A 23,419-nucleotide genomic window follows, 5' to 3' on the forward strand; every position below is an offset into this window, starting at 1 on the left:
GAACGCAATCCGAGTTTCAACCTGCATGTGCTCACCGCTCGCCTGGACCGGGCGGCCGACCGGATCCTGCGGGCGGGCACGACGTGTCCTACAGCCGCTCCCTGGCGCTGACCCTGGTAGGGGAGCTGGGCGCCTCGACGCAACGAACCCTTGCCGACGGCCTTGGTGGGACCGAGCCTTCGGTGAGCCGCATGACCCGCGTCCTTGCCGCCGAGGGTTAGGGCTGATCCTTTGCGGAGGCCGCTCTTTGACATCCGCGATCCTTCGGCGGCCGCAGAAGTAATCCGCTCGTACGGTCGAGCTCATGAACATCGGGACACATCGCGACGCATCCACTGACCTGGCAGCCGACCACGTGACCATCACGCCGAGCATCTTGTACTTCGGGACACCGGTCGTGTTGCTGTCGACCGAGAATGAGGACGGCTCGTTCAACCTCGCCCCGATGTCCTCTGCCTGGGCTCTCGGGCAGGTGGTCGTCTTGGGCCTGGGGTCCGAAGGCCACACTGGGCAGAACCTGGCCATCCGACCCGACCTGGTGATCAATCTGCCGCAGCCGCGGCAATGGCCGGCGGTAGAACGTCTCGCCCCGCTGACCGGGCGTGACCCGGTACCAGCGCACAAGCAGGGCGCTTTCCGCTTCGAGCCGGCCAAGTTCGCGGCCGCCGGCCTGCGACCTGAGCCTTCCGACATGGTTCGCCCGCCCCGGGTGGCTGAATGCCCGATCCAGCTGGAGGCTCGCGCCGTCCGGGTCCAGCCCGACGTCTCCGGTGAGTTCCTTATCGTGGAAGCCCGCGTGCTCAAGGTCCACGCCGACCCGCGCATTGTCATGCCTGACACCCAGCACATCGACCCAGCCCTATGGAGCCCGCTGATCTACAATTTCCGCCACTATTTCGGGCTCGGCTCCGAGCTCGGCCACAGCTTCCGCTCCGAGACACCTCGACCGGGCCGATGAGCCCTTCCACGTCCGAGGACATCGCGATGCGTGATCGTCCGCGGCGGCCGGGCGGAACGCATCCCGGCCGGCGGAGGGGGGACCTCTACGGTGACGAGCAGCGACGGAGCCGGGGCTTGAATTGAATTGAGTTTAGTCTATTGTGACACGCGGATACCAACACCCCTCTGGACAGCCGATCCCTGACAGGAGGAGCGCCGCGTGAACGCAGAGGACGTCGACCTGCTGATCATCGGCGCAGGCATGGCAGGGCTGACCGCCGGTGCCCGCGCCGTCCGCAACGCACTGTCCGTGCTGATCGTCGAGATCAGCGAAGACGTCGGCGGATCCGCACGCTTCGCCGGCTACGCCTGGACTGCCCCGAGCCGTGAAATCATGGATCAGCAGAATCCGCACGGAGAGGTCTCCCTGAAGCACGCCCTGGTGGACCGGTTCGCCGACGGCGTCTCGTGGATCCGCTCCATCGGCGTCGAGACCAAGGACGCGCAACGCGTCCTCAGCTTCGGCCACGGACACCAGTTCGACACCAACCACTACGTCGACACCTGCCGTCGGCTCATCCTCCAGGGCGGTGGTGAGCTGCTGCTCAACACCGATACCGAACGGCTGGTGGTCGAGCATGGGGTCGTGGTCGGAGCGGAGCTGAGGTCGGCCGATGGCACGCGGAGGGAGGTGCGAGCCCGCTCGACGCTCATCGCGACCGGCGGATTCCAGGGCGACCCCGGACTCCGGACCGCTCACGTGCACCCTCACGCCGACCGCATGGAGCTGCGCTCGAACCCCTGCAGCCGCGGCGGTGGCTACCGTCTGGCCACCCAGGTCGGTGCGGCCACCGGTTACGAGGACGCCGGCTTCTATGGCCACCTCATCCCGGCCGGCATTCCCTTCGCCGATCCGGCAGACTTCGTCGACATGTCGCTGTACTACAGCGAGCACGCACTCCTCTTCAACCTGAACAACGAGCGGTTCGTCGATGAGACGCTGGGCGACCACCTCACGACCATGGCGTTGCTGGAGCAGCCCGAAAGTCGCGGTCTCCTCATCGCCGACGCCCGGGTGTTCCGCCACTGGATCGTCGGCTCGTACGTCAAGGGAGCCGTCGCCGTCGACAAGTTCGCTCTGGCGAGCAAGCGAGGTGGCCGCGTCGGACTCGCCGAGGATCTCGACGAGCTGGCCTACCTGCCCGAGGAATGGGGTTACGAGGGCAAGGCCATTCGCAACGGTGTCGAGCTGTTCAACGAGCGCGCCTCGGCAGGGCTCGAGCCGACGCCCGGCCGGGAGCTGGACCGCCTCCCGCTCGACGAAGCGCCGTTCTACGTCATCGAGACGGTGCCGGCCATCACGTTTCCGTTCCACGGCGTGCGCATCGACGACCAGGCTCGCGTCCTGCGCGAGGACGGCGAACCACTCGGCGGACTCCTCGCAGCAGGGTCGGACATCGGCGGCCTGTGGAACCGCGCTTACGCCGGCGGTCTTGCCGCGGCTCTCGTCTTCGGGCTCACTGCGGCGGACACCGCCACGATGGCGGCGCCGCCATCATGAGATCTTCCAACGCTCAACCTGCCGCCCTCGACAAGGAGTCACCCATGACCACCGAGACGCCCCTCCTCGAAGCGTGGTTCGCCACGATGGACTCCGACGAGCCCGAACGCGTGCTCGAGAAGATCACTGACGACTTCCAGATGTCAGTGGTGTTCTCCAAGGGCGATTCGCGGACCGCCGAGTTCTGCGGCGACCGTGCGGGCCTGGTCGGCTATCTCGAGCAACGTGAGAAGAACGCGCTCGTCCATCACCTCCTCCGGACCGCAGCCGTCGGCGACGTCGAGCTGGGTCTGGGAACGGTGACGCGGGACGGGCAGTTCGAGGCGTCGTTCAACGTGACGGCGTTCGTGGAGCCCGCATCCGGCAGATGCCGACGACTGCTGATCTGCCGAACTCCTGAAATCGCCTTTCCACTGAGTGACTAGCGTGCGCGAACCGCGCCGACCTCACGCAGCCGGGAAGTGGCGCATCTCGGTGCGAGTTGCCGTCTGCGCAGGCATGCGCCTTGCCTTATCGAAGGGAACGACAGCATGACCGGGACCACCAACGGCAGATTCGAGGGGGCGATCGCGCTGGTCACCGGAGGCGGATCCGGAATCGGAGCCGCAGTCGTCCGGCGGCTGGATCACGAGCAGTGTGCCGCGATCTATGTGGCCGACGTCAACGAGGTCGGAGCGCAGACGGCGGCCGCGACGACCAGGTCCGGTCACCCGGTCGCCCTGGACGTCACCGTCGCCGCCGACGTGGAAGCGCAGGTCGAACGGATCGTCGCAGCACACGGCCGGCTGGATGTTGTCGTGAACACCGCAGGAGTCGACGACCCGCGCGCCAAGGAGCGGATCCTGGGCGCCCAGCAGTCAGGCGAGCCGGTCGATGTGTTCCGCCACCTCGAGGACGAACAGTGGCGCCGGGTCATGGCGATCAACCTCGACGGGACGTTCCACGTCCTGCGTGCCGCGGTGCGTGCGATGATCCCGGCCGGTCGCGGCACCATCGTCGTGGTCGGATCGTCGGCGGCCTTCGACACGCTGACGGGCTACGCCCACTACGCCGCGTCCAAGGCGGGAGTACACGCGCTCGCGCAGTCGGTGGCCAAGGAGGCGGCGGCGTTCGGCGTACGGGTCAACGTCGTCGCACCAGGTCCCGTGGACACCCCCATGGCGGCTCGGACTCCCGCGGCCGTGAGGCAGGCGATGGCGGCGTCGGGACCGGTCGGGTACGCCTCCCCGGACGAACTGGCGGACAACATCTTGTACCTCGCGTCCCCCGGCGCCTCGAACGTGGTGGGTGCCGTGCTGCTCAGCAACGGCGGCCGGTTCACGATCTGAAATCGTCGGCATCTACTTCGATTCCCGACCCCGAACGCCGGTTGCCGCCTTTACGCACTTGTTGATCTTCTCGCAGATCGGCAACTCGCACGGCAGCCGGAAGAACGTCTTGCCACGCGCGGGCGCCCCCCTTGGCTACCAGGGCAACTTCCACTATTTTGAAGTGAATTCAATCCAGTTCAATGACGACCGGCCGCCCGAGGGCCGGCCCAGAAGGAGATTGCCGTGAAAGCTCGACTGTCCGGGCGCGTGGCCCTGGTCACCGGCGCGACCGGCGGGATCGGCGACGCCATCACCCGCCGGTTCGCCGAGGAGGATGCGACGGTCGTGGTCACCGACGTGGATGCGGGACGCTGCGAGGAGGCCGCCCAACAGCTCACGACGGCGGGCGGGCGTGCCATCGGCCTAGGCCTCGACGTCTCCGACGAGCGGGCCTGGGAGACGGTCGTGAAAGAGGTGAACACCCGGTTCGGCGGTATCTCGGTGTTGGTGAACAACGCCGGGATCGCCCGGATGGTGAACGTGGAGACCGAGACGCTGGAGACGTGGGAAGAGGTCGTCGCGGTGACCCAGCGCGGGGTCTGGCTCGGGATGAAGCACGCCGGCCCGGTGATCGAGCGTTCCGGCGGGGGCTCGATCGTCAACATCTCGTCGGTATTCGGCACGGTCGGCGGATTCGGCGGGCAGTTTTCCTACCACGCCGCCAAGGGCGCTGTACGGCTGATGACGAAGAACGCGGCGCTGCACTGGGCGACTCGCGGGGTCAGGGTCAACTCGGTTCACCCGGGATTCATCGAGACCCCGCTGTCGCGCAAGCTCTGGCAGGGAACGCCCCGGCTCGACTCGATGATCGACAACACCCCGATGGGGCGGTTGGGCCGCACCGACGAGGTCGCCGGCGCCGTCGTCTTCCTCTCCTCCGACGAGGCGAGTTTCATCACCGGTTCCGAGTTGTACGTCGACGGCGGCTACACCGCCCGCTGAGGCCGGTGACGGCGGCGCGGATCAGACGCCGATCACGCCGCGCCGCCGCCCACGCGCGTGTACCTGCTCACGCCGCCGTCGAGCGCGACGAGCACCTGTCCGCGGGCCACGAGGACGTCGAGGTGGGCGGCGGTCTCGTTGACCGCGAGCATCTGGTTGAAGTCGTCCAAGTTCGCGAACGGCACGTCGCGTCGGGTCCAGGTCAGCTGCCGCGCAACCGCGTACGCGTCGAGGGTTCGCATGCCGAGAGTCCCCAGTGCCTGCGCCAGCCGTACATCATGGTGGGCCAGCAGCTCGGCGACGCGAGCATGGGCGCTCTCGGTGACCGGACCGTGCGCGGGCAGCAGCCTCGCGTCGGCGAAGCGGGTCATCAGCCGCAGCGAATCCAGGTAGTCCGCCAGCGGGAGCCCGGGCTCGGCGAGCTCGAAGCCGATGGACGGCGTGATGTGCGGCAGCACATGGTCCCCGGCGAACAGCAGACCCGCCGCCTCGTCCAGGTACACCACGTGCCCCTTGGTGTGGCCGGGCGTGGGGATGACGCGGAGCGCCCGCCGGCCGAACTCAAGCACGCCCGCGCCGATCCATCCGTCCGGTGCTTCCCAGTCGGTCTCGGCGAAGCCATCGTGGTCCAGGCTCTTCAGTAGCCGGTCGGCGAGGTGGCCGGCGCCGCCGCGGCGGAGCACTCCCAGCGAGGTGACCGGCACGCCGCTGCGCACCTCGCCCAGCAACTCCAGGCCGTGCCGCTCGCCGGCCCCGAGATACACCCGCGACCCCAGCAACCGGCGCAGCGCCACCGCCTGCGTGTAGTGGTCGCGATGGATGTGGGTGACGAAGATCTTCGTGATCTGACCGAGGTCGTGCCCCAGCGACGCCATGGCGTCCTCAAGGGCACGGCGGGACTGGGGCAGCGCCCAGCCGCCGTCGATCATGACGATGCCGTCGTCTTCTTCGAGCAGGTAGACGTTGACGGCCCGAAGGCCGTCGTTCGGAAGCGGGAGCGGGACGCGGTGCACTCCCGGCTGGATCGTCTCCGCTCCGGCCTCGGCCCACCGGCCACGCTCGGTGCGCGTCGTCACGCCTCCGCCTTGCCGGCCAGGCGGGCCAGGCGGGCTTGCAGGTCACCGGCGAGGTCCTTGGCGGCGGACCGGGAGATCTTGCCGACCGTGGTCTGTGGCAGCTTGTCCACCGCGAACACGAACTCGGGCCACTTGGTCTTGGACAGCCCGACACTCCGCAGGTGCCGGGTGATGTCATCCAGCCCTACCCCGCCACCGTCCACGACGGTCACCAGCGCCGCCACCCGTTCACCGAGAATCTCATCGGCGACCGGCACCACGCACACCTGCCAGACGCTCGGATGGGACGCGACGGCGCGCTCCACCTCGGTGACGTCGATGTTACGGCCGCCACGGATGATCACATCCTTCTCCCGGCCCATGACGCTGACGGTTTCGTCCTGGTTGATCGTCATGAGATCACCGGTCGGGAAGAACCCGTCCGCGGTGAGCTCGGGAGCCTCCAGCTTGCCATCCCGCGCGTAGCCGAGGAACAGCGACGGCCCACGCACCTGCGCCCGCCCGACCTCTCCGCGCGGCATCTCACGCCCCTCGCCGTCCACCACCCGAAGCTCGGTGCCGGGAAACGGGCGCCCGTCACGGCCGAGTCGGATCTCCACCGGCTCCCCCGGCAACGGCGAGGTATGACCCAAGCACTCCGACATCCCGAACACCCGCAGAATCCGGGTGCCGAGCGACTGCTCGGCACGGCCAAGGGCCGCCACATCCATCGGACCGCCACCAACAGTGATCGAACGCACGCCCTGGAGCACCCGCGAACCGGCGGCGGCGCCGCCCAGCTGAAGCGCCATGGTGGGCACGCACATGCTCCACCGCACCTGGGCCTCGGCCATCCGGGCCAGGGCCGCGGCGGGATCCCACCTGCGCCACAGGACCAATGGGCCCCCCAGCGCCAAAGCCAGGTAGACGCCGAAACAGTAGGCCGCGGTCGACGACAGCGGCACCAGCGCCGCGACCGCGTCCCCCTGGCGCAGACCGTTGATGGCGATGGTTTGCGAGCAGGCGTACCGCAAGGCGTCCTCGGACTGCACGACCCCCTTGGGCCGCCCCGTGGAGCCCGAGGTCAGCCCGATCAGCGAGCCGCCGGCCCAACGCGACACCTCACGCGGCCCGTCGCTCGACCAGGCCTCCCAGCCATCGAGCACACCTCGCCGCACCCCGCCGGCCGGTAGCGAAGGCACGCCCCACTCCTGCAGGGCGGACGGTTCTGCCACCACCGCATCGGGCCGGATGTCCTCAAAGGCGGCGGCGAACTCTGCGCCCGTCGTATGGCGATTCACCACCGCCAGCACGCCGCCACTCATTCCCACGGCCACAGTGGCCGCAACGGTCCGCCACGAATTGTCAGCCTGCACCAGCACGGTACCCGCGCCGCCCTCGCCTTCCAGCGCGGCCGCCAGCTCCGCCGCATGAACGAACAGCTCCCGCGCGGTGTGAGCGCCCGAATCGTCGATGACGGCGACGGCGTCCGACCCGGCGGCCCGCCGCTGGAACTCACCCACTACCTGCCGCATTCCGCTCTCCTCCCATGCCTACCGGCCCGGTCATCATGACCGCGGTCAGCCCGTGAACATTTCCCTCTCGGTTCCCATCACGGCGATCCGGCGGCCCCTCATGTCGCCGACCTGGGCGACCGCCGCCGCCCACTCGGGGCTGTCCAGCGCCTTCCGGAGGTCTTCCGCGCTGTCGAAGCTGAGCACCGACATCCCGTCCCAGCCCTCGGACCGGCTTTCGAACGCCGAGTCGATCTCGGTATGCCGCCAGGCGCGCAGGCCGGGGAGCCGATAGGTGAGCTCGGCGTGCTCACCTCGCCACCAGGCTATGAACCGGTCGTGGGTCCACTCCGGCGGCCGTGCGGCCAGGAGCACAAGGTTGTACATGCCCTCTCCTCATCTCAATGCCGGTTCAACATCACGGCCGTGTACCGGTGATGAGCGAAGGTCTACGGCGTACCGACGCCAACCTCCACCATCTTGGTCACGCGTCGAACCGGATGGCGGGCAACCGGGTCCGGCGGAGCTAGAGCGCCGCCGGCCAGTCCAGCAGCTCGAACGATGTCGTGAAAAACGACTGGTAGCGGGCCATCTTCCCGTTGGCGGACACCACGGCCGCGGAGTGGAACGCCCCTGTGGGCTTGCCCGACTCGGTGACCACCCCGTAGACCATTTCGAGGTTCCCGTCGACGGCCGAGCGGAGCACGTTGTGCACACGCACGACCGCCTTGCGGCCGGCGATGTACAGGGCGAAGTCCTCCCTGGACTGTCCGCTCACCTGGCCGCCGGGGAGAGCGAGCAGGAACCGGAAGTCCGGCTCCACGTACTCGAGCGCCTTCTCCGGGTCCTGGCTGTCCATGCAGGCCATATATTCGCACAGCACCATGATGTCGATCCTCTCTAACGACAAGGAACGCAGCTGAGCCGGGGTCAGCGGTCCGGGGGTGTGTAGAAGTCACCCTCCGACACGAACTGGCCGTCCTTCACGATCACCTTCTGCACCGCACGCGTCCCGAGGTGGTTGCCCGCGCTGAAGCTCATCACCGGCGCGACACCGGGGTCGATCTGGCCGGCCTTCTCATATGCCGCGACGAGCGACTGCGAGGTGACCGGGCCCTGCACGGTCTGCGCGATCTGGACGAAGACCTTCGCCGCGGTCCACCCCCAGAGGGCGATGAAGTCGGCGGGCTGTCCCGGCTCGTACTTGGCCATCGCGTCGCGGAACTCTTTGACCGACGGATCGCTGTCGTTCGGCACCTTGACCAACTGCACCGCCTTGAAACCTTCGGCGGCGTCACCGGCGAGGGTGAGCGTGGAGGCCGCGGCGGTCGGCGCGTAGCCGTAGGTCGGCACGGACAGGCCCTGCAGCTTGGCCTCCTTGAGGTAGGCCGCGGCCTCCGGCGAGGCGAGGATCAGGACCACCGCGTCGGGCTTCTTCGCCTTCACCTGCGTGATCACCGGACTGTAGTCGGTGGACTGGAACTTCACCGACAGCAGCTCGGCGTTGCTGCCCGGGCTGGTCTTCTGCAGGACGGGCGCCACCTGGTTGGCCACGTTGACGAATGCCGCCGGGTCGCTGTGCACTACCAGCACCTTCTTCGCGCCGTCCTCCGCCGCCCAGGCCGCCAGCGCCGCCGCCTGGTCCTCATAGAGGGTCTGGACGCCGAACAGGCCGGGACGGGGCGGCGTGTACCAGGTGGCGGCGCCGCCCAGCTCGTTGAAGATCGGTACCTTTGACTGCTGCAGGGCGAACGGGAAGGTCGCCTCGCCCTGCGCGGTGCCGTTGGCGGCGACGATGGCCACGACCTTCTCCTGGCCGATCAGTTCCCGGGCGACCTGCACGGTCTGCTGCGGATCGAATGCGTTGTCCTTGACGATCCAGTTGACCTTGCGGCCGTTGATGCCGCCCTTGTCGTTCGTCATCTTGAAGTACGCGTCGGCACCCGCGCGTTGCGGGACGCCGGAGGCGGCCACGGGACCCGTGAGCGGGTACCAAGCGCCGATCTTGATTTCTTTGTCGCCCGCGGCGTTGGAGCCCCCACCACCGCAGGCGCTCGTGGCCAGTGCGAGGGCGGCGACGCAGGTTATGAAAAGGTGCGTTGAACGGAGGCGCATGACCCACTCCTATAACTGAGTTCAGTTCAGTTTAGGGGACTCTATCGCCGCGCTCGCATTCGGGCAATAGCCTGGTGAGCCAGAGAAGAATCCGGTGCGCGCAGCCCGGTTCCGTGCCCGGGACAGCACGACCGGCACGACCTTCCACGCAGGTCGTGCCGGACATCAGGCCTCATCGATCGGGCCGGCGCGCGCCACCTGCGGGCCGCCGGCCACCTGGCGCGGCGTCCGGCAGGGCTCAGCGGCCCTTCCAGTTCGGCTCGCGCTTCTCCAGGAACGCGGCCACGCCTTCGGCTGCGTCCTTTGAGTTGAGCGTCACGCCGACGGCCAGGTGCTCCATCACCATCAGCGACTGGATGTCGGCCTCCAGGCTGCGATCGATCGTCATCTTCGTGATCCGCATCTGGAACGGGCTCTTGTCGGTCAGGTGGCTGATGAACTCCTCCACCGTGGCATCCAGCTCCTCCGCCGGCGCCGACTTGTTGATCAGATCGAAGTCGGCCGCCTCCACACCCGACAGAAGCTTGCCGGTGAGCATCAGCTCCTTGGTCTTGCGGATACCGATCATCCGAGGCACCCGGTAGATCGGCCCCGCCCCACCGAACAACGCCCGCCGGATATGGAAGTCACCGATCTGCGCATCGTCGGAGGCGATCGCGAAGTCACAGGAGATCATCAGCTCAAAGCCGCCCGCCGTGACATACCCCTCCAGCACCGCCACCGACGGAGTGCTCATCGAGTACAACCGATCGCAGACCTTCGCCGAGACCACCGCCACATCCATGGCCGTGCTGCTGCCGATGTAGTCCGCCTGCAACTCATCCAGATCGAACCCCGAACAGAACGTGCCACCCCGGCCGCGCAGCACCAGGACGCGCAGTTCGGGGTCGGCGTCGACCTCGGTGATGATCTCGTCGAGACGCCTGAGAATCGGCAGCGTCACGCAGTTCTTCTTCCACGGGCGGTTGAGCCACACCCGCGCCACGTTCCCATCGCGCTCGAACTGGATCTCATCCTCAACCGACACGATTCCTCCTTGAACTGAATTCAGTACAGTTGTATGAGGCGTGCGTCGCCCTTGTCAAGGGGATCGCCGGACCGAGGTGGATCTCACCCGTCAAGCCACATCGACCTGGAGGGCCCGGGGAACGGGCCGGCGGCAACACCGGAACCGCGCCCCGGGCAAACGCTAACGCCGGCAGGGACTGTCCCCCGGCCGGCGGGCACGAGCGGGCTGCGTACGGCAGCTCCGCCATGCCGCTGCCCGCCAGGCCGGCCAGGCCGAGGATCTCACCACGGTGCACGCGCGGTGGGCTCGTCGAGCACGAGTACGCCGGGCCCGCCCTGCCAGCCGTGCAGCGCGGCGACGATCGCGACAACGGTGCGTTCGACCGGGGTGGCATCCGGAGGCATCGCGCTCGGCCCACCGAGCGTGGCGGTGGATCGCAGGCTGTCCAGGTGAGCGCTCAGTGCGTGTCCACGCGGACCTCTGAACTCACCTCTGGCCGCGCCAGAGGGTTGACGCCCTGCGTACTCGGGGTGCAACCTACACAAATCTAAACTGAAGTCAGGTCATGAGAGGAGATGCGATGTCCTCGATGCTGACTGAGCGCGTCGTGCTGATCACTGGAGCCGGGCAAGGACTCGGCCGCGCCACCGCGCTGGAGGTGGCGCGGAGCGGCGCCGCGGCGCTAGCGCTCATCGACCGCAACCCCGACACGGCCGCGGAGCGGCCGCCGCCCTAGTGAAGTGTGCGGTACTGCCGGCTTCGTGGCGCGGACCCGGCGCGCGCGAAATCCAAATGACCGAATTGAATTCAGTTAAAGTTTACTGGTATCGCCAACGAGGAGGGCACCAATGCCGTTCGTTCTCATTCACGGCGCCGGTTTCGGCGCGAGCAGCTGGGACGAGCTGATCCCCCACCTGAGCGCGGAAGCGCTGGCAGTCGACCTTCCGGGCCGCGGGACCAGGGCCGGAGTCGAACTGGGCACGGTCACTCTCGCGGACTGCGCCGAGGCGGTCCGGGAGGACGTCGAGGCGAAGGATCTGCGGGACGTGGTGCTGGTCGGTCACTCCTTCGCGGGAGTCACGGTGCCGCGCGTCCTGGACCTCGTACCTGGCCGGATCCGTCACGTCGTCCTGGTGTCGGCCGTGGTGCCTCCCGACGGATCTCGGGTGCTCGACCAGATCGATCCCGGCGTACGGGATCTGGTCGAGCAGTCCATCGTCGGCGGCGTCTACCAGCAGACCCGCGAGGGCGCCGCCGCGATGCTGTGCAATGACATGGACGAGGCGACCACCGCTTCCACTCTGGACCGGCTGGCCGACGACTCAGCCGCCCTGCTGAGCGAGACCGTGGACCTGAGCGGCTACCGGCGCGAGATCCCCCGGACCTACGTTCACCTCACCCAGGACCAGTGCTACGTCGAGGAACTCCAGCAGCGATCCATCGCGCTGCTCCGGCCGGAGGTCATCGATCTGGACACCGGTCACATGGCGATGATCAGTGCGCCCGGAAAGCTCGCCGCCGTACTCAACGCCATCCACGGCTGATCGCGCTCCCCAGGCCGAAGGCCTGGGGATTCCGCCTGTGCCGCATGGTGATCATGCGGCACAGGCGGAATCGATGTTTCATCGGCCGTCTCGGTCACCGTGCTGCTTGGTAGTCGTAGAAGCCCCGCCCGGACTTGCGGCCGAGGAACCCGGCTTCCACCATGCGGCGCAGCAACGGCGGCGGCGCGTACTGGGGTTCCCTGAATTCCTCGTGCAGGGAATCGGCGACGGCCCGCAGGGTGTCCAGGCCGATCAGGTCCGACAGGCGCAGCGGGCCCATCGGGTGGGCGCAGCCCAGCGTCATGCCCGTGTCGACGTCCTCCGCGGTGGCGTGGCCGGCCTCCACCATGCGGATGGCCGACAGCAGGTACGGCACCAGCAGCGCGTTGACCACGAAGCCGGACCGGTCCGGCGCGACGATGGTGGTCTTGCCGAGAGCCTCGATGGCGAACGAACGTGCGCGGGCGACGGTGAGCGGGTCGGTGAGAATCGATTCCACGATCTCGACGAGCTTCTGCACGGGAGCGGGATTGAAGAAGTGCAGGCCGACCACCTGCGCTGGGCGGCCGGTGGCCTGGGCCAGCCGCGCGATCGGGATGGAGGAGGTGTTGGACGCGAGGATCGCGTCGGGCCGCTTCACCACCCGGTCGAGCTCCGCGAACAGCGCGATCTTCAGGTCGGGGTTCTCGACGGCGGCCTCGATGACCAGGTCCCGATCCGCCAGGTCGTCCAACTCGGTGGTGTAGGTCAGGCGGTTCCGTACGGCGTCGAGCCGCTCAGCCGTGAGCCTGCCGGCTGCGAAGGCGCGGTGGAGTGAGGCCTCGACCCGGGCACGGCCGGCCGCGAGGGCGTCGTCGTCGATCTCGCGGACGACGACGTCGAGGTCTCCACGGGCGCAGACTTCGGCGATTCCGGCGCCCATGAGTCCGCAGCCGACCACGCCGACACGGGTGATGTCAGTCATCTTGGTGTTCCTCTCACACGTTGCGGCGGTACCGGCCACCGACGTCGAACAGTGCGCCGGTGATCTCGCCGGGGGGAGCAGACTGAATTCGCGATCAGCATCAGATCGCCTCAGGACCAGCGAGGAGCTTCTGGTTGCCGAAGGGTGTCGAGACCTGCCCGCAGCAGGGCGGGAACGGCGGAGCCGACGACGCCGAAGCCCGCTCCGACGGTCTGGCCGGCGAGGTACACGTGCGGGGCGAAGATCCCGGCTTGGCGGGCGGCGGTCTGCAACCGGTGCCTGAGAGGTTCGGGCGCGTCGTGGACGGAACCACCGCATGCCCGCTCCTCGGGCAGCACGACCCCGCGGACGAACTCGGCGGTACGCCGGGCGATGTCGGTGACATCGCCGCTGATGTCGAACTGAATGGACACGGCGACTCCTGTACGCCAGCGGCTAATGATGATTAGCCATCACATGGCAGAACATACCCGCGTGTCAACCACTTCAAGGCGGAAAATTGAACCAACTTCATTTCAAGTGCGGACACCCTGTGCCGTTTCGGCTAATGTTCGGTAGCCTGGGGTCATGGCGGCGCCCGATCCCTATGAGCGACCACATCGGCCCGGCGGGGCGGACGCGGACACACCCGACGATCGCCGGGGAGCCATCCGGCTGGCCGCGCTACGACTGTTCGCCGGGCAGGGGTACCGCGCGACGACGATGGCCGACATCGGCGCGGCGGTGGGCATGCGAGGGCCGAGTCTTTACAAGCACGTGGCGTCCAAGCAGGAGCTCCTCGCCGAAATCATGATCAGCACCATGGAGCGGCTGATCGAGGCGAGCCAGGAGGCGACCGCCGGCGCCGACGACGTCCGGGAACAACTGCGCAGAGCGGTCGAGGCACACGTGCGCTATCACGCACGGTACGGCTTGGAGGCGTTCGTCGGCAATCGCGAGATCGGCAATCTGGAGCAACCGAATCGGGACCGCGTCCTTCGCCGTCGAGGCGAATACGAGCGCGGGTTCCGCCGGCTCATCGAACGGGGCCTCGCGAAGGGCGTCTTCGACGTACGGTCCGCCCGGCTCGCCTCCTACTCGATCCTGGACATGGGAATCGGCGTCGCGGCCTGGTTCCGCGAGGGCGGGGAGTTCTCCGCCGACCAGCTCGCGTACCAGTACGGCGACCTCGCCCTGCGCATGGTCACCGCCACCGCACCCGCCTCCCGGCCCTCATCGGGTTGATCGGTGGCGGGACGCGCCCGAAACAGGACGACCGGCACGACCTTCCACGCAGGTCGTGCCGGTCGTCGGACCGCCGGCTACGGCAGGACCATCCGCACGCAGCAGTCTTCGGTCAGCTCGCTCACGGCCGACATCGTCACCGGGCCCCTGGGGCGATACCACCGCCAGACGCTCACAATCATGCCGAGCATGTTCAACGCCAGCGTGTGCGCGTCACGACGCGCGAAGACGCCCTCGGCCATCCCGCGCTCGAGCAGTTCGGTCCAGGCGCTCTCGATGCGGTGCACGAGCTCACGCGCCGCCAGCCGCTCGGCCTCCTCCTTCTTGGAGTTACGTGGCACCGCGAGGATGGCGAGGTTGTTCTGCAGGATCCGCATCTGCAGCACGTCGTTCTCGGACACCGCGTACGCGGCGCGCACCGCCTCCCGGAGCGCCTCCATCGGATCGGATCGGCCCTCGGTGGCCTTCAGGAACATCTCGTGCGAACGTTGCAGCTCAAGCCGCATGATCGTGAGCAAGCAGTGGGCCTTCGACTCGAAGTAGTGGTACAGGGCGGTCTGCCCGATGCCTACCTCGTCGGCGACGATCGACCACTTGGTCGCCTCATAGCCCTTCTTGCCGAAATTCTTGATCGCCGCCGCCAGGATCGCCGCTCGCTTGGATCGGGGACCGTCGTCCGGTTCCGTGAGCTTCGAGGCGGCCTTCTTCGCCACTGCCATCCACCATCTCCCCCGACATGCGTGTCAACCGGGCGTCGTCAAGGACCACCGGCACACCGCTGCACGGCCGGAAGACCAGAGTAAACATGATTTGAACTCAATTCTAGCTTGTCCCCCTCACATCCGCTCGACAATCGTGGCGTTCGCCATCCCGCCCCCCTCGCACATGGTCTGCAGGCCGTATCGCCCGCCGGTGCGGCGAAGCTGGTGCACCAGGGTCGTCATCAGCCGCGCTCCTGTGGCGCCCAGCGGATGGCCGAGCGCGATCGCTCCCCCGAACGCGTTGGTTCGCTCAGGCGACGCGCTGAACTCTTTCTGCCACGCCAGCACCACCGAGGCGAACGCCTCGTTGATCTCGATCAGGTCGATGCCGTCGATGGACAGCCCGGAGCGGTCCAGGATCTTCTCGGTGGCCGGGATGGGCCCGGTGAGCATGTAGATCGGGTCCGAGCCCACCACGGCCATGCTGTGGACCCGGGCCAGCGGCGTGAGCCCGTGGCGGTGCACCGCGTCCTCGGATGCGACGAGCAGTGCGGCGGCGCCGTCCGAGATCTGGCTGGACACCGCGGCGGTCAGCCGGCCGCCCTCGCTGAGCGTCTTGAGCCCGGCCATCTTCTCCAGACTGGTGTCGGCCCGCGGGCCCTCGTCGGCCGCAAGGCCGAACGCGGGCACGACCTCGTCGGCGAACACTCCGTCCGACCATGCGGCGACCGCGCGCCGGTGACTGTCCAGTGCGAACCGCTCCATGTCCTCCCTCGACACGTCCCACTTCCGCGCGATCAGTTCGGCGCCGCGGAACTGCGACACCTCCTGATCACCGAAGTGGGTCCGCCAGCCCTCGCCGTCGTACGGCGTGCCCATGCCCTCACGCTCACCCACGATGGCCGGGCTCGCGATGGGCACCAGACTCATGACCTCGACACCGCCCGCGACGACGAGGTCGGCGGTGCCGGACATGACCGCCTGGGCGGCGAAGTGGACGGCCTGCTGCGACGAGCCGCACTGCCGGTCGATGGTCGTGCCGGGCACGTGCTGGGGAAGCCCCGCGGCCAGCCATGCCGTGCGGGCGATGTTCCCCGTCTGCGCCCCCATCTGGCTCACGCAGCCGAAGTAGACGTCATCGACGGCCCCGGGGTCGATCCCGGTGCGGGTCATGAGCGCACGCAGCACGTGGGCGCCCAGGTCGGCGGGGTGGACCCTGGCGAGCGCCCCATTGCGGCGGCCGACGGGGGTACGGACGGCGTCGACGACGAAAGCTTCGGCCACGATCTTCTCCGGTCATTCGATGTGGTGTGTGGAAGGGAACCGAGCAGGACGCTTGCTCAGGAAGGCGGCGGCAGGCGCGCTCATCGTGCCGTCCAGCCGCCGTCGACGACCAAGACCTGTCCCGTGCAATAGGAGGAGGCGTCCGACGCGAGGAACAGCAGAGCCCCGTCGAGCTCGCCCGGGTCCCCGCCGCGGCGCAGCATCGTGTTCTTCTCGACCCACCGGCTGGACCGTGCGTCGGAGAACAGCTCCTCGGTCATCTCGGATCTGAACCAACCCGGCGCCAGCGCGTTGACGCGCACGCCCGCGTGACCCCACTGGCCGGCCAGCTCGCGGGTCAGCCCCACCAGCCCCGCCTTGGAGGCCGCGTAGCTCGCGCCGCCCAGCGGAGCGGCGGACACCAGCGCGAGGATCGACGCCACGTTCACGATGCTCCGCCCGGTGCCGGGTTCTCCGGCTTCCGCCATGAGGCGGGCGAGATGGAACGGCGCCACCAGGTTCACCGCGAGGACGTCCGCGAAGTCCTGCGAGCTCTCGTCCTCCGCGCGTAGTTCGCCCGCGACGCCGGCGTTGTTGATCAGGACGTCGAAGCGACCCGTCGCCGCCATGGCCGTCTCGACCAGCCGGTCACGGTCCTCCTCACAGCTGACGTCGCAGGCCACCGGGTGGATACGGGGATCGCCGGCCGCCAGCTCCGCCAGCCGGTCGGCCCGCCTGGCCGCCGCGAACACGGTCGCCCCGGAGGCGGCCAAGGCCGTGGCGAAGCGGGCGCCCAGTCCCGAGGAGGCGCCTGTGACCACGGCCGTCCTGCCGTGCAGGGAGAACAGGTGGTGGTCGATCACTCCTCGACCCCGATCGGCAGGACCAGTGCGCCGCCGTCGATGACGAGGGTCTGGCCGGTGATCCAGGACGACGCGTCCGACGCCAGGAAGAGGGCGGCGTTGGCGACGTCCTCGGGGGTGCCCAGCCGGCGTAGCGGGAGCTTCGCGGTGAGGATGGGCTCGCGTGCCTCCCACACGGCACGCGCCAGTTCCGTCTTGATCAGACCCGGTGCGATGGCGTTGACCCGCGCCTTCGGCCCCAGCTCGAAGGCGAGCTGGCGGGTCATGTGCATCATGGCCGCCTTGGTCGCGTTGTAGTAACCGATGTGCGGGTCGACGATCAGCCCGCCCACCGACGCGATGTTGATGACGGCGCCGCCGTGCTGGGCCATCGAGGCCTTCCAGGCGCAGCTGGTCCACGCGATCATCCCGTACTGGTTGACCCGCACCGTCTTCTCCGCGCGGGGCAGGTCGAGGTCGAGCAGGTCGCCGTGATACGGGTTGGTGGCCGCGTTGTTGACCAGGATGTCGACCCGGCCGAACCGCTCCATCGTCTCGTCGATGCAGCGCTGCGCCTGGTCCGGCTCGCCGGCGTTGGCCACGACCGTGTGCACGTCCCCGCTCGCCTCGGTGCGCGACAGATCGGCACGGGCTGTTGCCAGCCCCTCCGGTTTCCGCGCGGCGATGACCACATGCGCGCCGGCGGTCCGGTAAGCCTGCGCGATCGCGAGCCCTATACCGCGGGACCCACCGGTGATCACCGCTACCCGGCCGTCAAGCGCGTTCATGCTGCCCCCTTTTTCGTGTACTTGGCCAACTCCTGGCGGGCGACGGTGCGCAGGTGGACCTCGTCGGGCCCGTCTGCGATGCGCAATGCCCTGGTGATCGCGAACAACCGGGCCAGGACGGTGTCGTCGCTGACCCCGGCCGCGCCGAACGCCTGGACGGCCCGGTCGACCACCCGGTGGGCCACGTCGAGCGCCGCTACCTTGATCGCCGCGACCTCCATGCGGGCCGCGGAATTGCCGACGGTGTCCATCAACCACGCCGACTTGAGCACCAGGAGCCGCAACTGCTCGATCTCGATCCGGCTGCGCGCGATCCATTCCCGTACCACGCCCTGGTCGGCCAGCGGGCCACCGAACGCCTGGCGGTCGAGCACGCGCCGGCACATGAGCTCCAGCGCGCGTTCGGCGAACCCGACCGCGCGCATGGCGTAGTGCATCCGGCCGGGTCCGAGCCGTCCCTGGGCTAGCGCGAAGCCCTCGCCTTCGCCGCCGAGCAGGTTGGCGGCGGGCACGCGTACGTCCTCGAAGAGCACGTCGCCGTGCCCGAGACGGTCCGTGTACCCGAACATGGGCAGGTCCCGCAGCACCTTGATGCCGGGGGTGTCCCTGGGGATGAGCAGCATGCTCTGCTGCCGGTAGGTCGCCGCCCGCGGATCGGTCACCCCCATGAGGATGATCAGCTTGCAATCCGGATCAAGGATGCCCGACGTGTACCACTTATGGCCGTTGACGAGGTAGCTGTCACCGTCGCGGATGATCGTGGTGCGGATGTTCCGAGGGTCGGAACTGGCCACTTCGGGCTCGGTCATGGCGAAGCACGACCGGATCTCGGCGTCCAGCAGCGGGCGCAACCACTGCTCCTGCTGCTCTGGGGTTGCGAACAGTGCGAGTAACTCCATGTTACCGGTGTCCGGGGCGGAGCAGTTGAACACCTCCGGGCCGATGATGGAGCGGCCGGCGAGCTCCGCGAGCGGGGCGTACTCCAGGTTGGTCAGCCCCGCGCCCCAGTCTCCGTGGGACAGGAACAGGTTCCACAATCCTTCCGCACGGGCCTTCTCCTTGAGCTCCAGCATCACCTGGGGCAACTCATGTGGGTTCTCCGCCTCGGCGATCTGCCGGTCGTACACGATCTCGCCGGGGTAGACGTGCTGCTCCATGAACGACCGCATCCGGTCCTGCAGATCGCGTGCGCGGGGAGAGAATCCGAAGTCCACGATGTCCTCAATCTCTTGAAAGCCGGAAAGATCGTCAGCCGAGAATGTCGCGAGCGGTCCGGATCATGGCGGCGATCGTCGGTGGCAGCCGTTCCTGGTCCGGGTCGTGGATCCTTCCCTCGCGGTGACGGCGCAGGTTGTGCCCCATGATGGCGGCCATCTTCATCCGGCAGAGCGCGCGGAACCAGTCGAAGCAGGCAAGCGGCGGAGCACCCGCGAGATAGGCGTCCAGCAGCTCGGCCTCCGGCGGCAGCCCGGAAAGCTTCTTGCCCAGCGCGGGGAAGTTGCGGTGGTCGGCGAACAGGAGGAACCACCCCAGATCCGTCCGCGGATCGCCGACGTTCCAGATCTCCCAGTCGACGACGGCCGCCGCATCCTGTGCCTGGCACAGGATGTTGCCGAGACGGAAGTCGCCGTGCACCAGGACCGGCGGCAGGTCGTCCGGCACCGCCTCGGCGAGCCGGCGGAGCAGCTCATCGGCCCCGGGGCGGAGCTCGGCGGGAACCGCGCGCATCGTGCGGCTCCACTGTTCGAGCTCGGCGGTCGCGTCGCGGGGCGATGGCGCGTCCAGCGTCAGGGAGGCGACGTCGAGGTCGTGCAGCCGTCGCAGCACACCGGCGGCCTCCAGCATGCGAGCCCGGGCGAGTTCCGGGGCGAGTTCGTGATCGTCGAGCACCGGTTCCACGGCCTCGCCGGAGACGAACTCCATGGCGAACCAGGCAGGTTGCCGCTCGTCGACCGCCACGACCTCGGGGACCGGCACCGCCGTACCGGCCAGCGCCCGTAGCACCCGCGCCTGGCGGAGCATGTCGTTGCGGCCTACCGGCCGTTCCGCGTGCGGGACCGCTTTGACGACGTACCTGCGCTGCCCTGCCGTGACCACGTAGGTGAGTCCGGAATGGCCGCCGGCGAGTGCCCGCAAAGGGCCGACCTGCCGGCCGGGGAACGCGCCTGCGACCCGATCGGCCAGGTCGGGCGAAGCGACGTCGGTGGTCATCGTGCCGGCTCCTTGGGCAGGCCGAGCACCCGCTCGGACAGGATGGTGCGCTGGATCTCGTCGGTGCCGCCGGCGATGCTGTAGCCGGGTGCGCCCAGCAGGTGCTCGGTCCAGGCGAAAGCGCCCCACTCTCCGGTGTCGGCGACCAGGCGCGGCCCGAGCAGTCGCAGGACCAGGTCACTGGTGCGGCGCATGGTCTCGGTGGCGTAAAGCTTGCCCACCGATGCCTCGGCGCCCGGTTCGCGACCGGAGACCAGCGCCGCGGTGACGCGTAGCCCGATGATGCGCTGAACGAGCGTACGTACGTACAGGTCCGCCGCGAGGTTCTGCTCGTGGCCGGTGAGCGGCCGTGGCAGGTGCCGGGCCAGTTCGATGGCGCGGTCGGCGTTGGCCAGGCCGAGGGAGCCGGAGTCCAGCCGTTCGGCGGCCAGCACCGTCAGGGTGACCCGCCATCCCTCGCCAACGGGCCCGAGCCGGTCGGCATCGGGTACCACGACACCGTCGAGGTAGACCTCGTTGAAGCTGGTGCCGCCGGTCATCTGCCGGATAGGGCGTATGGTCACGCCCGGGGCGTCCATCGGCACCATGAACACCGTGATGCCCGCGTGCTTGCGCGCGTCCGGGTCGGTGCGGCACACGGCCACGCCCCAGGACGCGACCGTCGCCCCCGAGGTCCACACCTTGTGCCCGTCGAGCACCCAGTTGTCGCCGTCGCGGATCGCCCGGGTGCGAACCGCGGCCAGGTCGGAACCGGCCTCGGTCTCGGAGAACAGCTGACAGGCCAGCTGATCCGCACGCAGCATGGGCCGGATCCAGCGCTCCTGCTGTTCGGGCGTGCCCCAGATCCGGATGGCCGGGGCCACCAACTGCTGGGTGACCGGGAAGATCTCGGTGCGGCGCGGGACGTCGAAGGCGGCTTCCTCTTGTCGGTAGAGCTGCTCGTAGTACACGGGCAGGCCGCGTCCGCCGAACTCCTCCGGCCAGCTCAGCGCCCCCCAGCCCTGGTCGAACCGGGTCAGCTCCCAGGACCGGATCCGTTCGGTGTGCTCGCGCTCCTCGTCCTCGGACCAGTTCTCGAAGACCGCGACCGAGTCGTCACCGGTGCCCCAGGCACCGTCTGCCGGCCGCGGACGGGCGACCGACGCGAGCCAGTCGCGGGCCTCAGCCCTGAACCTCTCAGGTGCGGGAATGCCGCTCATGTCTCCCTCTCCCCGGGACGGACCCGTGTCACCGGGACAGCACGGTGCAGGCGCTGACGCCGGGTGCGCCGTACACGTGGGTGAATCCGACTCTGGGCCGGCCGGGCACCTGCCGGTCGCCGGCCTGCCCGCGCAGTTGCCGGACCACCTCGTAGACCTGGCGCAGGCCTGACGCTCCGATGGGCTCGCCGTTGGCGATGCAACCGCCGTCGGTGTTGACCGGCAACGGGCCGCCGATCTCGGTGGCGCCTGACGCGATCAGCTTCTCCTGCTCGCCGTCCTCGCAGAACCCGCACTCGGCCATGTGCATGACCTCGGCACCGCTTTCGGTGTCCTGCAACTGGCACACATCGACGTCGCCGGGGCCGGCACCGGCCGCTTCGAACGCCGCCGCCGCGGCGTCCCGGCTCACGCTGGTCAGCTCTCCGCCGGCGATCCACGGGCTGAAGACCTCGAACGAGCCGAAGCGGCGCGACTTCACGACCGCGGATCGCAGCGTCACCGGGACGCTCGCCAGTTCCTTGGCCACCGAGGGCGCGCACAGCACCAGCGCGGCCGCGCCTTCCCCGGGGGAGCAGAACATGTAGCGGGTCAGCGGGTCGCTGACCATTCCCGAGCCGAGAATCTCGTCGGCACCGATCGGCGTGCGCCGCCAGGCGTTCGGATTGCGGGCACCGTTGCGGTACGCCTTCTCCGCCACCAGCGCGAGCGTCCGCGGGCTGATCCCGTGATCGTGCATGTAACGCCGGATCTTCATGCCGAAGAACTGGGTGGTGACCATTAGCCCGTCGCGGCCGTAGGCCTCGTCGAGTCCCCAATCGGCCGGCAGCGGATCGAACGCGCCACGCGGATGCTTGTCGAATCCGACGGCGAGTACGACGTCGGCCATGCCGGCCCGGATCGCGTTCACCGCCGACACCAGCGCGCTGCCGCCCGTCGCGCAGCCGTTCTTGACGTTGACGAAGGGCAGGCCGGTCAGGCCCAGCTGTGCCACCAGGGTGTCGGCCAGCCCGGCGGCGTCGCTGCCCCCGAATGCCGCGCCCACCCGTGACCACGGGATACCGGCGTCGGCGAGTGCCGCGTTCACCGCCTGGACGGCGTGCCGGCGCCCTGTAGTGTGCTCGGTCCGGCCGAACGGCGTTATGCCGGCGCCGGCGATCAGCACGTCGGACATCAGGCCTCCTCGATCGGGATGGCGTGCGGTACTCCGTTGGACGGTTCGATCCGCAGCGGCATGCCGATCTGGATCGAGCCGAGGTCGTCTGTGTCGAGCACCGCCGCGACGCGGACGCCCTCCGGCAGCTCCACGTAACCCAGCGCGAACGGCCGGAAGCCTTCCGGCGGCGGGACGAACGGGGGTGACTTGGGGGCGAACCGCTGAACCGTCCAGGTCCACAGCGTCCCCACCGCGGACAGCGCCACCGGAGACGTCGCCCGCCCGCACCGCGGACAGGCGTCGTCGGCCGGGTAGACCGTCACCGCGCAGTCACCGCACCGGGAACCCCGCAGGCCGGCCGGCGCCGGGACCTTTGAGACCTCGGCCACCTGATGCGCAATCACCGACACCGGTCAGCGGCCCTTCCAGTTCGGCTCGCGCTTCTCCAGGAACGCGGCCACGCCTTCGGCTGCGTCCTTTGAGTTGAGCGTCACGCCGACGGCCAGGTGCTCCATCACCATCAGCGACTGGATGTCGGCCTCCAGGCTGCGATCGATCGTCATCTTCGTGATCCGCATCTGGAACGGGCTCTTGTCGGTCAGGTGGCTGATGAACTCCTCCACCGTGGCATCCAGCTCCTCCGCCGGCGCCGACTTGTTGATCAGATCGAAGTCGGCCGCCTCCACACCCGACAGAAGCTTGCCGGTGAGCATCAGCTCCTTGGTCTTGCGGATACCGATCATCCGAGGCACCCGGTAGATCGGCCCCGCCCCACCGAACAACGCCCGCCGGATATGGAAGTCACCGATCTGCGCATCGTCGGAGGCGATCGCGAAGTCACAGGAGATCATCAGCTCAAAGCCGCCCGCCGTGACATACCCCTCCAGCACCGCCACCGACGGAGTGCTCATCGAGTACAACCGATCGCAGACCTTCGCCGAGACCACCGCCACATCCATGGCCGTGCTGCTGCCGATGTAGTCCGCCTGCAACTCATCCAGATCGAACCCCGAACAGAACGT

General features: G+C 68.6%; 27 protein-coding genes. 8 read left to right on the forward strand and 19 right to left on the reverse strand.

Annotated elements, in window-relative coordinates:
• Positions 1-304: 304 nt before the first annotated feature.
• From MYF83_RS26040 to MYF83_RS26060, 5 genes are all read left to right on the forward strand, one after another.
• Complete coding sequence (locus tag MYF83_RS26040; RefSeq protein ID WP_248963330.1) at positions 305-958, forward strand: flavin reductase family protein; 654 nt, start codon at positions 305-307, stop codon at positions 956-958.
• 201 nt (positions 959-1,159) lie between these two features.
• Positions 1,160-2,500 carry an FAD-binding protein gene (locus MYF83_RS26045; protein ID WP_248963331.1) on the forward strand — a complete coding sequence of 447 codons (1,341 nt, stop codon included), beginning with the start codon at positions 1,160-1,162 and terminating at the stop codon, positions 2,498-2,500.
• A gap of 44 nt (positions 2,501-2,544) precedes the next feature.
• On the forward strand, positions 2,545-2,925 hold the full coding sequence (locus MYF83_RS26050) for a hypothetical protein (protein WP_248963332.1): 381 nt from the start codon (positions 2,545-2,547) through the stop codon (positions 2,923-2,925).
• A 105-nt stretch (positions 2,926-3,030) separates the two neighbouring features.
• Complete coding sequence (locus tag MYF83_RS26055) at positions 3,031-3,828, forward strand: SDR family NAD(P)-dependent oxidoreductase (protein ID WP_248963333.1); 798 nt, start codon at positions 3,031-3,033, stop codon at positions 3,826-3,828.
• A gap of 225 nt (positions 3,829-4,053) precedes the next feature.
• Complete coding sequence (locus tag MYF83_RS26060; protein WP_248963334.1) at positions 4,054-4,812, forward strand: SDR family NAD(P)-dependent oxidoreductase; 759 nt, start codon at positions 4,054-4,056, stop codon at positions 4,810-4,812.
• A 32-nt stretch (positions 4,813-4,844) separates the two neighbouring features.
• Here the strand turns inward: MYF83_RS26060 and MYF83_RS26065 are convergent, their stop codons facing one another.
• The 7 genes from MYF83_RS26065 to MYF83_RS43040 all read right to left on the reverse strand — a co-directional run bounded on the left by MYF83_RS26065 (position 4,845) and on the right by MYF83_RS43040 (position 10,909).
• On the reverse strand, positions 4,845-5,888 hold the full coding sequence (locus MYF83_RS26065; protein ID WP_248963335.1) for an MBL fold metallo-hydrolase: 1,044 nt from the start codon (positions 5,886-5,888) through the stop codon (positions 4,845-4,847).
• A complete protein-coding gene (locus MYF83_RS26070; protein ID WP_248963336.1) occupies positions 5,885-7,390 on the reverse strand; it encodes a class I adenylate-forming enzyme family protein in 1,506 nt (501 codons plus the stop codon). Before MYF83_RS26070 ends, MYF83_RS26065 begins: the two co-directional genes overlap by 4 nt.
• A gap of 57 nt (positions 7,391-7,447) precedes the next feature.
• On the reverse strand, positions 7,448-7,768 hold the full coding sequence (locus MYF83_RS26075) for an EthD family reductase (protein ID WP_248963337.1): 321 nt from the start codon (positions 7,766-7,768) through the stop codon (positions 7,448-7,450).
• A gap of 139 nt (positions 7,769-7,907) precedes the next feature.
• Positions 7,908-8,267 (reverse strand): nuclear transport factor 2-like protein, encoded by a 360-nt coding sequence (locus MYF83_RS26080; protein ID WP_248963338.1) that lies wholly within the window; start codon positions 8,265-8,267, stop codon positions 7,908-7,910.
• Positions 8,268-8,311: 44 nt separating this feature from the next.
• Positions 8,312-9,496 (reverse strand): ABC transporter substrate-binding protein, encoded by a 1,185-nt coding sequence (locus MYF83_RS26085; RefSeq protein ID WP_248963339.1) that lies wholly within the window; start codon positions 9,494-9,496, stop codon positions 8,312-8,314.
• A 238-nt stretch (positions 9,497-9,734) separates the two neighbouring features.
• Positions 9,735-10,523, reverse strand: coding sequence for an enoyl-CoA hydratase/isomerase family protein (locus MYF83_RS26090; RefSeq protein WP_308201506.1), 789 nt, complete (start codon positions 10,521-10,523; stop codon positions 9,735-9,737).
• Between the two features lie 263 nt (positions 10,524-10,786).
• Positions 10,787-10,909, reverse strand: coding sequence for a hypothetical protein (locus tag MYF83_RS43040; RefSeq protein WP_279340037.1), 123 nt, complete (start codon positions 10,907-10,909; stop codon positions 10,787-10,789).
• A 176-nt stretch (positions 10,910-11,085) separates the two neighbouring features.
• Here MYF83_RS43040 and MYF83_RS26095 point away from each other — a divergent pair, with 176 nt between their 5' ends.
• Together MYF83_RS26095 and MYF83_RS26100 are read left to right on the forward strand one after the other, a co-directional pair.
• Positions 11,086-11,241 carry an SDR family NAD(P)-dependent oxidoreductase gene (locus MYF83_RS26095; RefSeq protein ID WP_248963341.1) on the forward strand — a complete coding sequence of 52 codons (156 nt, stop codon included), beginning with the start codon at positions 11,086-11,088 and terminating at the stop codon, positions 11,239-11,241.
• 112 nt (positions 11,242-11,353) lie between these two features.
• Positions 11,354-12,049 carry an alpha/beta fold hydrolase gene (locus MYF83_RS26100; protein WP_248963342.1) on the forward strand — a complete coding sequence of 232 codons (696 nt, stop codon included), beginning with the start codon at positions 11,354-11,356 and terminating at the stop codon, positions 12,047-12,049.
• 94 nt (positions 12,050-12,143) lie between these two features.
• Here MYF83_RS26100 and MYF83_RS26105 read toward each other — a convergent pair whose 3' ends face one another.
• Positions 12,144-13,013 (reverse strand): 3-hydroxybutyryl-CoA dehydrogenase, encoded by an 870-nt coding sequence (locus MYF83_RS26105; RefSeq protein WP_248963343.1) that lies wholly within the window; start codon positions 13,011-13,013, stop codon positions 12,144-12,146.
• A gap of 110 nt (positions 13,014-13,123) precedes the next feature.
• Complete coding sequence (locus tag MYF83_RS26110; protein ID WP_248963344.1) at positions 13,124-13,426, reverse strand: hypothetical protein; 303 nt, start codon at positions 13,424-13,426, stop codon at positions 13,124-13,126.
• Between the two features lie 154 nt (positions 13,427-13,580).
• On the opposite strand from MYF83_RS26110, the gene MYF83_RS26115 reads away from it, so the two are divergent.
• Entirely contained in the window at positions 13,581-14,237 is a 657-nt protein-coding gene (locus tag MYF83_RS26115) for a TetR/AcrR family transcriptional regulator (protein ID WP_248963345.1), read from the forward strand.
• 77 nt (positions 14,238-14,314) lie between these two features.
• Here the strand turns inward: MYF83_RS26115 and MYF83_RS26120 are convergent, their stop codons facing one another.
• From MYF83_RS26120 to MYF83_RS26165, 10 genes are all read right to left on the reverse strand, one after another.
• Positions 14,315-14,956 carry a TetR/AcrR family transcriptional regulator gene (locus MYF83_RS26120; RefSeq protein WP_248963346.1) on the reverse strand — a complete coding sequence of 214 codons (642 nt, stop codon included), beginning with the start codon at positions 14,954-14,956 and terminating at the stop codon, positions 14,315-14,317.
• A gap of 117 nt (positions 14,957-15,073) precedes the next feature.
• Entirely contained in the window at positions 15,074-16,222 is a 1,149-nt protein-coding gene (locus MYF83_RS26125; RefSeq protein WP_248963347.1) for an acetyl-CoA C-acetyltransferase, read from the reverse strand.
• 80 nt (positions 16,223-16,302) lie between these two features.
• Positions 16,303-17,064: an SDR family NAD(P)-dependent oxidoreductase gene (locus MYF83_RS26130; RefSeq protein WP_248963348.1), complete on the reverse strand. Its 762-nt coding sequence runs from the start codon at positions 17,062-17,064 to the stop codon at positions 16,303-16,305.
• Complete coding sequence (locus tag MYF83_RS26135) at positions 17,061-17,831, reverse strand: SDR family oxidoreductase (protein WP_248963349.1); 771 nt, start codon at positions 17,829-17,831, stop codon at positions 17,061-17,063. The genes MYF83_RS26130 and MYF83_RS26135 overlap by 4 nt, the downstream gene beginning before the upstream one ends.
• On the reverse strand, positions 17,828-19,045 hold the full coding sequence (locus MYF83_RS26140; protein ID WP_248963350.1) for an acyl-CoA dehydrogenase family protein: 1,218 nt from the start codon (positions 19,043-19,045) through the stop codon (positions 17,828-17,830). Before MYF83_RS26140 ends, MYF83_RS26135 begins: the two co-directional genes overlap by 4 nt.
• 34 nt (positions 19,046-19,079) lie before the next feature.
• Complete coding sequence (locus tag MYF83_RS26145; protein WP_248963351.1) at positions 19,080-20,042, reverse strand: phosphotransferase family protein; 963 nt, start codon at positions 20,040-20,042, stop codon at positions 19,080-19,082.
• Positions 20,039-21,241, reverse strand: a complete 1,203-nt coding sequence (locus MYF83_RS26150; protein ID WP_248963352.1) for an acyl-CoA dehydrogenase family protein — start codon at positions 21,239-21,241, stop codon at positions 20,039-20,041. Before MYF83_RS26150 ends, MYF83_RS26145 begins: the two co-directional genes overlap by 4 nt.
• Before the next feature lie 28 nt (positions 21,242-21,269).
• Complete coding sequence (locus tag MYF83_RS26155) at positions 21,270-22,415, reverse strand: thiolase family protein (protein WP_248963353.1); 1,146 nt, start codon at positions 22,413-22,415, stop codon at positions 21,270-21,272.
• A complete protein-coding gene (locus MYF83_RS26160; RefSeq protein WP_248963354.1) occupies positions 22,415-22,786 on the reverse strand; it encodes a Zn-ribbon domain-containing OB-fold protein in 372 nt (123 codons plus the stop codon). The genes MYF83_RS26155 and MYF83_RS26160 overlap by 1 nt, the downstream gene beginning before the upstream one ends.
• 24 nt (positions 22,787-22,810) lie before the next feature.
• Complete coding sequence (locus MYF83_RS26165) at positions 22,811-23,356, reverse strand: enoyl-CoA hydratase/isomerase family protein (protein WP_248963361.1); 546 nt, start codon at positions 23,354-23,356, stop codon at positions 22,811-22,813.
• Positions 23,357-23,419 lie beyond the last annotated feature (63 nt).

The sequence above is a fragment of the Sphaerisporangium perillae genome, from assembly GCF_023276435.1.
GTDB classification, from domain to species: domain Bacteria; phylum Actinomycetota; class Actinomycetes; order Streptosporangiales; family Streptosporangiaceae; genus Sphaerisporangium; species Sphaerisporangium perillae.

Bases quoted from the DNA above. Each gene is read 5' to 3' on its own strand.
- MYF83_RS26040 (WP_248963330.1), top strand. From the start codon at position 305: ATGAACATCGGGACACATCGCGACGCATCCACTGACCTGGCAGCCGAC.
- MYF83_RS26050 (WP_248963332.1), top strand. From the start codon at position 2,545: ATGACCACCGAGACGCCCCTCCTCGAAGCGTGGTTCGCCACGATGGAC.
- MYF83_RS26055 (WP_248963333.1), top strand. From the start codon at position 3,031: ATGACCGGGACCACCAACGGCAGATTCGAGGGGGCGATCGCGCTGGTC.
- MYF83_RS26075 (WP_248963337.1), bottom strand. From the start codon at position 7,768: ATGTACAACCTTGTGCTCCTGGCCGCACGGCCGCCGGAGTGGACCCAC.
- MYF83_RS26080 (WP_248963338.1), bottom strand. From the start codon at position 8,267: ATGGTGCTGTGCGAATATATGGCCTGCATGGACAGCCAGGACCCGGAG.
- MYF83_RS26085 (WP_248963339.1), bottom strand. From the start codon at position 9,496: ATGCGCCTCCGTTCAACGCACCTTTTCATAACCTGCGTCGCCGCCCTC.
- MYF83_RS43040 (WP_279340037.1), bottom strand. From the start codon at position 10,909: ATGCCTCCGGATGCCACCCCGGTCGAACGCACCGTTGTCGCGATCGTC.
- MYF83_RS26095 (WP_248963341.1), top strand. From the start codon at position 11,086: ATGTCCTCGATGCTGACTGAGCGCGTCGTGCTGATCACTGGAGCCGGG.
- MYF83_RS26100 (WP_248963342.1), top strand. From the start codon at position 11,354: ATGCCGTTCGTTCTCATTCACGGCGCCGGTTTCGGCGCGAGCAGCTGG.
- MYF83_RS26105 (WP_248963343.1), bottom strand. From the start codon at position 13,013: ATGACTGACATCACCCGTGTCGGCGTGGTCGGCTGCGGACTCATGGGC.
- MYF83_RS26115 (WP_248963345.1), top strand. From the start codon at position 13,581: ATGGCGGCGCCCGATCCCTATGAGCGACCACATCGGCCCGGCGGGGCG.
- MYF83_RS26120 (WP_248963346.1), bottom strand. From the start codon at position 14,956: ATGGCAGTGGCGAAGAAGGCCGCCTCGAAGCTCACGGAACCGGACGAC.
- MYF83_RS26135 (WP_248963349.1), bottom strand. From the start codon at position 17,831: ATGAACGCGCTTGACGGCCGGGTAGCGGTGATCACCGGTGGGTCCCGC.
- MYF83_RS26145 (WP_248963351.1), bottom strand. From the start codon at position 20,042: ATGACCACCGACGTCGCTTCGCCCGACCTGGCCGATCGGGTCGCAGGC.
- MYF83_RS26150 (WP_248963352.1), bottom strand. From the start codon at position 21,241: ATGAGCGGCATTCCCGCACCTGAGAGGTTCAGGGCTGAGGCCCGCGAC.
- MYF83_RS26155 (WP_248963353.1), bottom strand. From the start codon at position 22,415: ATGTCCGACGTGCTGATCGCCGGCGCCGGCATAACGCCGTTCGGCCGG.
- MYF83_RS26165 (WP_248963361.1), bottom strand. From the start codon at position 23,356: ATGGATGTGGCGGTGGTCTCGGCGAAGGTCTGCGATCGGTTGTACTCG.